Below are 11,723 nucleotides of genomic sequence, written 5' to 3' on the forward strand. Positions count from 1 at the left end.
TTATTTTTTTAATGACTAGCCTTATCTTATACCCCTATAGGTATAATGTCAACAATTAAAAAGAATCCAGCTTATACAAAGTTGGATTCTCTTCCTATCTTNNCTAAATAATAAAATAAGCTAATACAGATAGAATAATAGACGTAATCCCCATCGCAATTAATGGCTTTAGTGCTTTCGTACGCAGATCGCGAAGGCTGACATTTAGCCCTAGTCCGACCATCGCTGCTGTTAAGCACCAAGTTGTCAGAGTCGCTACTCCATTCATAAATCCATCTGAAACCGGAATTTTCGGGCCAAGTATATAGCTTCCAATTACACTCATAATGATAAAACCAATTAAGAACCATGGGAATTCAATTTTCGCGTTATTATCACCCGTGTTTTTTTTCCTCATCAAATACATGAAAACAAAACAGAGAGGAACGAGCAAGAATACCCTGCCGAGTTTTGCCAACAGCCCAATTGCCAGTGCATCCTGGCCGCCAGGTGCTGCTGCCAATGCAACGTGTGCAATTTCATGCAGACTAATGCCGGACCAAATGCCATATTCTACATCTGTCAAAGGCAGAATCGGACGCAGGATGGTATAAATAATCGCAAAAATCGTACCAACTAGTGCGATTATTCCTACGCCAATTGCTGTTTCTTCATCCTTCGATTTAATAATCGGCGCGATTGCAGCAATGGCAGCGGCTCCACATACCCCCGTCCCTACCCCGACAAGAAGGGAGATGTTTTTATCCGCTTTCATTAAACGAGCGAGCCAAACTGTTAAGAGAATCGCAAAAATAATGACACCTGCATCTCGTATGAGCAAGCCTAAACCATCACTTAGCACGGTTCCAATATTTAGCTTGAGCCCATATAAAATAATGGCAAAACGTAATAATTTCTTTGATGAAAATGTAATTCCTGCACGAAAAAACTCTGGATACCCTAATAAATTTCGATACAAAATAGCAATTACAATTGCCGATGCTAGCTGCCCAACATGATCAAATCCAGGTGCCTTTGCTAATAAAAAGCCTAAAAAGGCAATTAGAAATGTAAAAGCGATGCCGCCAGCCCATTTTCCCAACGGGGCTGGTTTTTTTTCTGGCTGAATTGGCTCCTTACTAGTTGTAAGTGCTCTTGCGTGTGCTCCCATATTTTCACCACCAAAATATCATCTGTTCATTCAGCATAATACTTTTTTTACAATAAGAAAAATAATAATTTATAATAGTGATGATAAGTAAATTCATATAGTAAATGGGTGGTGTGAAGATGGATCAGCAGTTAGCAGTTTTTGTGATGGTCGCGGAAAAGCAGAATTTCTCTCGTGCAGCGGAAGAATTACATATGACACAGCCAGCAGTCAGTCAATATATTCAAGCATTAGAACGAACAATGGGAACGATTCTTTTAGAGCGCAGCAATAAATATGTCCGCTTAAATAAAGCAGGGGAAATTGTTTACCATCATGCAAAGGAAATTATCGGACTCTATTCAAAAATGAACTTTCTTATTGATGATTTAACGAATAAACCGAGTGGGGCACTTTCTATCGGAGCAAGCTATTCTTACGGTGAGTATATCTTGCCTCATTTGATTGCAAAAATGCAAAAAAAATACCCTCTGATCAACCCTTCCATTACGATTGGGAATACAAAGGAAATTGCTGAATTGGTACTTGGACACCAATTAGATATTGGGATTGTAGAAGGGGAATACAAAAATAACCACTTAGTCGTAGAGCCATTTGCTGTAGATACGATGAGCATTGTAGCTTCTCCTCAAAATAGGTTTGCCCAAATAAAGGGAGAAGTTCCCCTGACTGAATTAGAAAATGAAACATGGATTTGCCGGGAAACTGGTTCTGGGACGAGAGAAGCTGCTGAAAAAATGTTTTCAAACTATGAAATAACTCCAAAAAAACTTTTAGTGTTCGGCAGTACACAAATAATCAAGGAATCGGTTGAAGCTGGTTTAGGCATTAGCTTATTATCTGATTGGACGATTCGAAAGGAACTTTCTCTTGGGACATTAAAAGTATTAAAGGTGAAGGACCTTTCCATTACTCGTGACTTTTCAACTGTGTTAAGTTCTCCCTTTGAGACAAAAGCATTGAAGGTTTTCCTGGAAATTATTAAACAGAATACGAAAATAAAATAGAAAAGTTTTAAAGGACATACAACTAGTGATTTCTTGTCTCTATATCCTTTAACAGTGATTTAAAGTACATACATTGGATGATTTCTTGATTCTATGTCCTTTAACCGGATTGTTTTGGTGATGTTCTGTTGTGAATCTATCTTTTTGTTCTATAATAAAAGAGAGGTGAGCAGCTTGGCACGGGAACGGAAATTTTCGATTGATGAACTTTTTAGAACAACGAAGGAGTTATTGCTTCTTCATGGATATGAAGGGTTTACCTTTAGTCTTCTAGCAGATCGCCTAGAGATTTCTAGAGGCACATTGTATAAATACTACGATAATAAAGAAGAGCTAATTACCGATTACATGCTCGATGAAATGGAAAAGTTTCTTCTAAAGCTGCAGAAGATTACGGAATTCGATGGCTTTGAAGCCCAATTCAATGAACTCCTCGCGCTTATTTTTGAGCATTCGGAAATCCATCAAATTATTATCATTGCACTGCAGATACCAGCAAATATATCTAAAAAAGTAACATTAAATAAAGCAAAACTGGATGTACAGCATCTTGATATGTATAAACATTTACAAAATTTTATTGATTTAGGGAGAGCAGAAAAAATATTAAATCCTCAAATTCCGGACGGTCTTATCCTAGGCTTTATTTTTCAAACCATTGCAATTCCGAATCACACAAGAGTACCCGCTGAGGAATGGGTGAGCTCGATTAAAGAAATTATTTGTCACGGAATGTTTACAAAAAACAATTGACACTACTGTCACCTTTAAAAGATAATATTGGTGACAATAGTGTCTTTTATTTTTCATTAAAGTGACAGTTGTGTCACTAGCTTAAAAAGAAAGGGTTGTATAAATGAAAACCTTCCTGCATTTCATTACCGACCGAGTCACAACAAGAAAAGGCATGTGGATCACCCTAGCCATATGGCTTGTATTGACAATGGGCTTAGCTCTATTTGCTCCTAGCGCAAAAGATTACCAGGTTTCTTCTATCGATACACTGCCAAAGGATGCACAATCGGTTATTGCCCAAAATAAATTGGACACATATTTTAAAGACAATGATGGTCTGCCTGCTATATTAGTCTTTCAATCTAAGGATGGGGAAATTGAATATCAGCAACTTGCTGATCTTTTTGACAGGATTGCTGGGGAAAATATTAAAGGTGTACAGCAAGTTATTCCTTTATCCTCCATCCCTCCACAAGCAGCGGGCGGATTTTTCTCGGATGATAAACAGACAGCTGTTGTTCCGTTAATATTCGATTCTTCGTTTGAAATTAAAGAAATTAAACAATCGAAGGAAAAAATCGAGAAGCTTGTTAAAGATCATTCAGATTTAACCTTATATGTCACAGGCCCTGCTGGTATTGGAATTGATACGCTGGATTTATTCTCAAGGGCCGATGTCGTGCTTATTTTATCAACAGTGGGATTAATTTTAGTTCTTTTGGTTATTATTTATCGTTCTCCATTGCTGGCTCTAATTCCGCTTCTTGCAGCCGCCTTCGTCTATGAAGTGGTCATGCAAACGCTTGGATTAATGGGTGCAGCCGGGCTCATTATGAGTAATCAAACACTTTCTATTATGACCATCCTTTTATTCGCGGCAGTTATTGATTATTCCCTTTTCGTATTTTCAAGATACCGTGAAGAGTTAAAAAACTTTGAAAGTAAATATGATGCAATGCAAGCGGCAATGCGTGAAACTGGGATGCCTGTTTTCTTTTCAGGGGGAACGGTGTTAGCTGCCATGCTCGTACTATTCTTTGCTCAATTTGGAGATTACAAAAATTTCGCTCCGACCTTTGGAACAACGATGGTCATTATTATGCTCGCATCCGTTACGCTCATTCCAGCGTTATTTACACTTTTCGGAAGGAAATCATTTTGGCCGAAGATTCCTCGTGTCGGAGAGACCTTCATTCCAAAGCATTCCTTTTGGAGCCGGACTGGACGATTTGTTGTCCAAAAACCTGGTCTTTCTGTTGCCGTCATTGGGATCGTTCTCCTTGTTTCAGCAAGTAATATGTTCAATATGCAATACGAATTTGACACAATGAAGTCCTTCCCAGACGATATGCCATCAAGGGTAGGCTATGATATTCTTGAGGAAAACTTCCATAAAGGAGATCTCGCGCCTACCACTGTATTATTTGAGTCACCTGACATCGTAGCAGACGAACAGCAGGAGGCATTGAAAAAAGCGTTAGAAGGTCAGCCTTTAGTTAATAATGTCCGTATAAATGGAATATCAGATAACCAAAAGGTAATTAATTATAGCCTAACTTTCGATGAAAGCCCGTATGCTATTGAAACAATGGACGCCTTAGAGAAAATTAGGGATGACGCTAAGGAAATTGTGGCTAAAAGCCAAATGACAGGAAACCTTTATTTTGCTGGGGAAACGGCATCAAAAGTTGATGAGCGTGCCATTAATGATCGAGATTTGATTGTTATTGTCGTATTAGAAACAATACTCATCTTTGGCTTGCTTATCCTTTTAACAAAATCAGTTAAAATGCCCATTTATATGATGGGGACCATCTTAATCTCCTTCCTGGCTGCTTTAGGTTTAGGAATGTTTCTAACCAATCTTTTCTTTGATATTCATACAATAAGTGACCGTGTTCCACTATACTCCTTTGTTTTCCTAGTTGCGCTCGGAATCGATTACAATATTATTCTAATCTCAAGGTATCAAGAGGAAAGACGAAAGCATTCCGTGAAGGAAGCAGTTGAAATAGCCGTTGCGAATACTGGCGGCGTCATATCTTCAGCTGGTATTATTTTAGCGGCAACCTTTGCCGTCCTAATGACTCAGCCGGTTGAATTATTATTTGTCTTTGGATTTATTGTCGCTGTCGGCATTTTATTAGATACGTTTTTAATCAGAGGTATATTACTTCCTGGGCTTATTGTTTTATTTGAAAAAGAAAAAGCAAGTAAAAGTAAAGCAAATTAATTTTTCAAAGCCGGTATCGGCAGCCTGAAAGCAGATGCCGGCTTTCTCAATGCCAATTTTTTCACATTAACATTCATAGGAATGTCATCGTCCTTAGTGCGGAAAATAAAATGTAAATACATAGGACGGAGCTAAATAATGAAAAAATGGTGGGTTCTTTCGTTTTATTTAGTGATCTTAATAATCGGTTTATTTAATAAAGATTTGATTTTTGCATGGATTCAAAAGAGTGACCCAAGTGACCTTCCCCTCATGTTTTTCCTTTCTGTATTGACAGCAGCCATCCCGTTTATTCCCTTTACCTTATTTGCAGGTTTAATGGGAGCAAAATATGGGGTGCTGATTGGTACATTAATCAATTGGACTGGTGGATTTTTAGCAGCCATTCTCTATTTTTTCTTAGCACGCATTTTCTTTCGAAACCATTTCAGTCATTATTTAAAGCGAATTAATAGAATTCAAAGATTTCAGCATATGCTTGAGAAAAATGCTTTTATCGCCATCCTCCTTGTTCGGCTGTCGGCTATTTTGCCTCCGCCAGTTGTTAATATATATACAGGAGTGAGCAATATTTCCTTTGGCACTTACTTTACTGCCACTGCATTTGGGCTCATGCCGCCCATGTTTATGGTCGCCTTCAGCGGGAAACAAATTTTCTCATCGATCCTGTTTCTTTCAATCGGATTATGTATTTACGTATTATTTTTGCTTTGCATTTTTTTAGTTTATAGGTATTGGTCTATGCAGACATCCAAACTAAATTAGATCATCAAGCTATCCTTTAATCCCTATTATATGGGAAATTCCGCCATGGTGCTGCTGCCATCAATTGCATGTAATAATGGCGATATTTTTCCTGTATAATCGGGGATATGGAAGGAGTGATTTAATTTTGATGATTGTACTTTTCGCTGTATTGGCGGGTTTTCTTTATTACCTTCTAAAAATGGCTAATAGAAACACGAAAGATATCGTGATTAATAAAGTTAAAGTTCATAATGAATCAACAAATAGACATGCTCCAAAGCTAAATATTCTTCATCTATCTGATTTGCATCTTGAAAATATTTCAATTTCCCCTGACGAGCTTTATGTAAAGTTGAAAGCTGAATCCATTGATCTCATTGCTCTTACTGGAGATTTCCTCGACCGTAAACGTACGATTCCTAAGCTAGTGCCTTATTTAAAAATTCTTAATCAATTACAACCTAAACATGGCATTTATGCTGTATTGGGGAACCATGACTATGTTCTGCGGAATCAAAACTTGCAAGCATTATTAGATACACTCGAAACCTATAACTGCAAAGTATTGAAAAATGAAAATGATGTAATCATGGTTGATGGGTGTCCAGTCAATATTATTGGCATTGATGACTTTAGTACAAAGCGAAGTGACCTTGATGTCTCATACAATGGAATTAAGCAAGGGACAAATTTAGTTTTAACCCATGACCCTAATATTGTTCTGCATATGAAGAAATACCATTTTGATTATTTGTTAGCCGGTCATTTCCATGGAGGGCAAATTTGCTATCCGAAAGCCTATCATCTTGTGAAAATGGGGAAGCTCGCAAGGATGAATATTACAAAAGGATTTCATACCCAGGATGGAAAGCCTTATTATATTAGCGAGGGGCTTGGTCAAACTGGCGTGAATATCCGTGTCGGAAGCCGACCAGAAATAACGTTTCATGAGTTAACCTTAGCTGCAAACGATAGAAGGGCTGCAGCGGCTATATAAGAAAAAAGCTGTTCTTTTATAACAGCTTTTTCTTATTCCTTCATTAATTTCTATACATTTCGGATAGTTTGTTTGTGGACATAAATAAGTAATTTGGCTTTCGATTTTTTAGAGACTCCCAGGAGGTATGTTTGTTGGATAGAAGCTCTATCGGGAAAAAGGCAAACCATTTAAACCATTTATAAACGGGGCTGTATATATCTACAACCTCAAAACCGAGCCGTTCACAGCCTTTATTCAGCATCGTAATGCCGACGATCCCTTTAACCATATATGCTTGACGGCATTCCCGAATATAAATCTCCACCTCAGGAAGAGATTTTTGGACATATTGATAAATAAATTTCGCTTTTTTCAAATCACTCTTTATGTCTTTTAGTTCTATTAATAACTTGGCATTGTGGAGATGAATTTTGACTAGCGTGTCATTTTTATTGATTCGAGTTCCGTCAGATAGGACCACATTTCTCCCTTTGTATTTTGTTATTCGAATCCTGAAAATATTGCTTTTTGCCCCTTCACACGGAAGTAAGGTAAGGCGTGAAAAGAAATAATAAATCGGATCAAACCAATTCCAAATCGAAAGAACATATCCTCTCATACTTCCTGTTTCTCCTTCATCTGTTTCCTTTTCCCACTTATTTTTCTTCGATAAGTCAAATATTATTTGTGGAAAAATATCGCTAGAAGAGACAAGAAATCAAGGGACAAATTCTGTAACTCCTGTTTGTTCATCCTTAATAATACCGATTCCGCCTATTACTTCTATTTGCGCACCAAATGATTGAAAAAAGTCCCCTGCCACAGCTATTCTCTGTGCATTTATAAACTGTTCTCTATCTAGCGCTGACAATTCTTTTGTAACCCCTAATGCTTCTAACAATTGTCCAATAGCTTGCACCCATAAACCAAACAGGAGCTTTTTCTCCGGCTCTGAATCATGTTTGTCGTCTGATATACTAAATAGCTTCGATACCAAAATGGCTTTACTAAATGCTGCCGTAGCTTGAAACCAAACGACTGCCTCTATTTGCTCTTCCAGCTGAAGCTTTAAGCTCTCAATATCTGCATTTGTTTGCTTTTCCGTTTTTGTTTGATTTTCGGTTTTTTTTTGCTTTTCCGCTTTTGTTTGATTTTCAGCTTTTGTGTTTTTACCGGTCATCTTTATCCACTCCATTACATCAACGGGCTTACATCATTACTATTCGAACTGGGGTGTTTTCGTGATTAACAGTAAAAGTGCATTATTTATATAAAAAGACTTTTAATTGGCTGCTCTTATCTATGGTTACTAATAATACATCGTTAAGCTCAACATTATGATTGGTTTTCAAGGCAGATAGGAGCCAGCTTTCATCTTTGCCCATTTGCTGCAATGCCGACTTTTCAATATTCCCTTCCTTCACAACCGTTTTTGGAAAATCAAACGGCTCCGTTATGATATTCAAATCACCCCGAGTAACCGTTTGAAAGTTGGGACTTACGAAAAAGGAGATGGTTCCATCAGGCTCCCATAAAGCGAGTGCTACTTTTTTTACATCATCAATTTTTTCTTTTCTGGCTTCAGATAATATATAGTCTACTGACACTCTTGCTTTCGTTAAGTTTTTATAAATGAATTGTCCGTTTTTAATCAAGGGAAATGGGTTAGGCAAAACAAATTTTCTTAGTTTTTTTGATTTTAATACTAAGAAAACGCTTGATACATATAAAATGACAAGTGCACTCATCGAAATCATTGATCCTTTTAGGCCTAATCGTTCATCTGACAGAGGGTGAGCTATGATATTGCCAAAGACTACAGCAATAGCAAAATCGAGCAAATTTAGCTGTGAAATAGATCGCTGCCCCATTAGTTTTGCAATAATAATCATAAAAAAATAGATTACAACAGCTCTTAAAATCCATTGCATGGCAGTAAGTGTTTCTTGACCATAAAAAAAGTCCATATGAACTTCTCCCTCCGGACATCTTCGGTATGTACATATTGATAACATACCCGAAAAGCACAAGGCTGATTACTTCTTTAGTAATCAGCTCCTTCTAGCTATCACTTTAATTATTCAATTTCACCGATGAAAATGTCCGTTATCCAGTTTATTAAGGACATTTTAGTAAAAGAATGAAATCCAGTATTTTAAGCCCATACTAATATGAATGTTTATTTAATGTTCAGTAATAACTCCTTAGAGGTGATTCACATCATGCCAATGCTTAAACTGGATAACGATGTTAATCTTTATTATTCAATTAACGGAAAAGGAACTCCTATTGTTTTTATTCATCCCCCAGTCATCACTTCAGTTAATTTTACATACCAAATGGAGGATCTATCTCAACATTTCCAAATCATCACTTTTGATATTCGGGGCCATGGGCTGAGTGATTTTTCCAAATCCCCCCTTACATACCCGCTTATTGCAAAAGATATTCAAGCTTTATTAGATCATTTGCAAATTGAGAAAGCCTATATATGCGGATATTCTTCTGGTGGTTCGATTGTTCTGGAATATTTGCTGACTTTTCCTGATCGAGCATTAGGCGGAATATTGGTTAGTGGTATGCCCGATGTGAATGATGAATATTTAAGAAAACGGATTTCTATGGCCATTAAACTAGCAGAGGCTGGGGCGAAAAAGGTATTAGCTTGGACGATTTCTATTGGCAATGCCAACACCAAAGACTTATTCAAAATCATGTTCTCTGAGGCTTGCAAAGGGGACATCAGAAATATGGAGCAATATTTTCGTTATAGCTTGCAATATAATTGTACAAACCGGCTCGAAGAAATTCCGCATCCAATTTTACTCGTTTATGGCAATAAAGATAAACCCTTTCATCAATATGCCCAGCTTCTGCATGAAAAATTGACGAACAATGTAATACGGTTTATTGAAGAAAATCATCGTATTCCTACAAAGGCAGCTAAGGAGCTAAATGAATGTATCAAGCAGTTTTGTCTCTCACACTAGCCAAATCTAGACGGAAACTCGTAAAAAAAAACACCAATCAGCTGTACATGATTGGTGCTTTCCTTTACCTTATTTTGCAAATCGATGTTTTCCAATCGTTACAGTCACTTGTCTTGAAAAAACCCATTTGCTTGTTGATGTTTTTGGATTAAAGAAATACAACGATCCTCTTCCTTGCCCTCTAAATGCTAATGCCTCATCGACTGCTTTCTTTGAGGACAGGTCAGCGGGTTGGTTAATCGCTCCATTTTGAACAGGTGTAAAGGCATAGTGCCCGCTTACTTTTTCATAGATGACACCTGAAACTGTATTTGGGAAAAGTGGACTATCAAGACGGTTTAAGACAACGGTTGCCACTGCCACTTTTCCTGCGTAAGGCTCACCCTTAGCTTCGGCATGGACAAGACGAGCGATTAGTTCTTTTTCTGCAGCAGTAATTTTTGAATTGGGGATCAGGATTTTCTCGCCAGCATAAAGTAAATCACTAGTCCTGTTATTTACTTTTTTCAAGTGAGGCACGGAAATTCCATATTGATTTGCAATCGTCCAATAGGATTGTCCTTTATGTACGATATGGGTATTCGTTGCTGCATTCGACTCAGCTGCAAATCCAAAAAGTGATAATGATAGTGCACCCGTGATGAATAGCTTCTTCATTTTTTTCATGCTAGTTTTCCTCCTACTTCCGTAAAGAATCTCTAATTAAAGGCTAGCATATGTAACATTATGAATCCTCGTCCAAAATGTGGCATCTTAGGCAACGGCTGATTTGTGCCTGTCGTTACTAAGGCGAGCTATTCAGTGGTAAAAAGATGAAATATGTTTTGAAGTGCACCGATTACAAAACTTGGATGATATATGACATTATTATTTCGTATATGTAACAGACCTCTGGCCTTTTGGAGGGATATTACTATTTGGCTGACAAACTACCTAATCTGGCTGATAAATCATTTAACCTCACGGACAAAATGTAATATCCTAAGAAATTTAACAATAAACCCGAATCGTATCAAATTTGAAATTGACTTTCGAGGATTTTTTTACTCATAACGCCGCCCTCTTATACCTATATAGGGTATATTGTTGTAAAAAGAAACCGTGCTATTGCTAGCACGGTTTCTTTTTACTTCACATCATAGCCTTGGTCATCAATAGCTTCTTTAATATTATCCAAAGATACTTCATTAGATCTGTACTCTACATCCACAGTCCCATTTTTCAGATCTACTTTCACGCTTTCAACACCAGCTAATTCTCCTACACCGACTTCTACAGCCTTAACGCAGTGACCACATGACATCCCAGCTACATTTAATGTTACTTTTTCCATTATTCAACAGCTCCTTATTTTTTCATTAATTTTTGAATCGTAATTAGGACTTCATCCAGAACTTCCATGTCCCCTTCATTAAGTCGATCCACTACACAAGTTTTCAAGTGACCTTCAAGCAGAATTTTTGCAACGCTATTTAAGGCAGATTGAGTAGCGGATATTTGTGTAATTACATCATCGCAATAAGTGTCTCTTTCGATCAGCCCTTTAATCCCGCGGATTTGGCCTTCAATTCGGTTTAATCGAGTGACTAGATTTTTCTTTACTTTATCTGAATGGTGACTTTTTCGCTCACTATGTGAATTACAGCAGCTTTCATCTTCTGAAAACAACTTTTCATCTTCTTGATTGGATACCATAGGATCCCTCCTTAATTCGAATTATATTATACCCCCGTATAGTATGTAAAGCTCAAATAAAGTTTTTCTGAAAAAAATGGAATTTTTGTGAACTTAGCCATAATCAAGGGTATTAATTCATTATAATTAATATTATTTTACTTCCCGCTAAATTTCTTCAAACTTATAAAGTAAAATAGATATATTA

At 37.2% G+C, this 11,723-nt stretch carries 13 protein-coding genes; 6 read left to right on the forward strand and 7 right to left on the reverse strand.

Annotated elements, in window-relative coordinates:
- Window positions 1-103: 103 nt before the first annotated feature.
- Entirely contained in the window at window positions 104-1,150 is a 1,047-nt protein-coding gene (locus tag V7164_RS04420; protein WP_335344580.1) for a YeiH family protein, read from the reverse strand.
- A gap of 119 nt (window positions 1,151-1,269) precedes the next feature.
- Between V7164_RS04420 and V7164_RS04425 the strand changes: the two genes are divergently transcribed.
- The 5 genes from V7164_RS04425 (at window position 1,270) to V7164_RS04445 (ending at window position 6,869) form a co-directional block, all read left to right on the forward strand.
- Window positions 1,270-2,157: a LysR family transcriptional regulator gene (locus V7164_RS04425; protein WP_335344579.1), complete on the forward strand. Its 888-nt coding sequence runs from the start codon at window positions 1,270-1,272 to the stop codon at window positions 2,155-2,157.
- A 165-nt stretch (window positions 2,158-2,322) separates the two neighbouring features.
- Window positions 2,323-2,910: a TetR/AcrR family transcriptional regulator gene (locus V7164_RS04430; RefSeq protein ID WP_335353490.1), complete on the forward strand. Its 588-nt coding sequence runs from the start codon at window positions 2,323-2,325 to the stop codon at window positions 2,908-2,910.
- Window positions 2,911-3,013: 103 nt separating this feature from the next.
- Entirely contained in the window at window positions 3,014-5,125 is a 2,112-nt protein-coding gene (locus tag V7164_RS04435) for an MMPL family transporter (RefSeq protein WP_335353482.1), read from the forward strand.
- Window positions 5,126-5,263: 138 nt separating this feature from the next.
- Window positions 5,264-5,890 carry a TVP38/TMEM64 family protein gene (locus tag V7164_RS04440; protein WP_335353483.1) on the forward strand — a complete coding sequence of 209 codons (627 nt, stop codon included), beginning with the start codon at window positions 5,264-5,266 and terminating at the stop codon, window positions 5,888-5,890.
- Window positions 5,891-6,017: 127 nt separating this feature from the next.
- Window positions 6,018-6,869, forward strand: coding sequence for a metallophosphoesterase (locus V7164_RS04445; protein ID WP_335344311.1), 852 nt, complete (start codon window positions 6,018-6,020; stop codon window positions 6,867-6,869).
- 43 nt (window positions 6,870-6,912) lie between these two features.
- Here the strand turns inward: V7164_RS04445 and V7164_RS04450 are convergent, their stop codons facing one another.
- The 3 genes from V7164_RS04450 to V7164_RS04460 all read right to left on the reverse strand — a co-directional run bounded on the left by V7164_RS04450 (window position 6,913) and on the right by V7164_RS04460 (window position 8,818).
- A complete protein-coding gene (locus V7164_RS04450) occupies window positions 6,913-7,470 on the reverse strand; it encodes a YkoP family protein (protein WP_335344310.1) in 558 nt (185 codons plus the stop codon).
- Between the two features lie 99 nt (window positions 7,471-7,569).
- Window positions 7,570-8,031, reverse strand: a complete 462-nt coding sequence (locus tag V7164_RS04455) for a hypothetical protein (protein ID WP_335344309.1) — start codon at window positions 8,029-8,031, stop codon at window positions 7,570-7,572.
- An 82-nt stretch (window positions 8,032-8,113) separates the two neighbouring features.
- Entirely contained in the window at window positions 8,114-8,818 is a 705-nt protein-coding gene (locus V7164_RS04460; protein ID WP_335344308.1) for a DUF421 domain-containing protein, read from the reverse strand.
- Between the two features lie 255 nt (window positions 8,819-9,073).
- Here V7164_RS04460 and V7164_RS04465 point away from each other — a divergent pair, with 255 nt between their 5' ends.
- Window positions 9,074-9,841 (forward strand): alpha/beta fold hydrolase, encoded by a 768-nt coding sequence (locus V7164_RS04465; RefSeq protein ID WP_335344307.1) that lies wholly within the window; start codon window positions 9,074-9,076, stop codon window positions 9,839-9,841.
- A 69-nt stretch (window positions 9,842-9,910) separates the two neighbouring features.
- On the opposite strand, the gene V7164_RS04470 is transcribed toward V7164_RS04465, so the two are convergent.
- From V7164_RS04470 to V7164_RS04480, 3 genes are all read right to left on the reverse strand, one after another.
- The gene (locus V7164_RS04470; RefSeq protein WP_335353484.1) at window positions 9,911-10,507 is read right to left on the reverse strand and encodes a cell wall hydrolase; all 597 of its coding nucleotides are present in this window, start codon (window positions 10,505-10,507) and stop codon (window positions 9,911-9,913) included.
- A 460-nt stretch (window positions 10,508-10,967) separates the two neighbouring features.
- Window positions 10,968-11,174 carry a copper chaperone CopZ gene (gene copZ, locus V7164_RS04475; RefSeq protein ID WP_335344305.1) on the reverse strand — a complete coding sequence of 69 codons (207 nt, stop codon included), beginning with the start codon at window positions 11,172-11,174 and terminating at the stop codon, window positions 10,968-10,970.
- A 14-nt stretch (window positions 11,175-11,188) separates the two neighbouring features.
- Window positions 11,189-11,536, reverse strand: a complete 348-nt coding sequence (locus V7164_RS04480) for a metal-sensitive transcriptional regulator (RefSeq protein WP_335344304.1) — start codon at window positions 11,534-11,536, stop codon at window positions 11,189-11,191.
- Window positions 11,537-11,723: the final 187 nt, after the last annotated feature.

The organism is Bacillus sp. JJ1474 (assembly GCF_036965225.1).
Taxonomy (GTDB): domain Bacteria; phylum Bacillota; class Bacilli; order Bacillales; family Cytobacillaceae; genus Cytobacillus.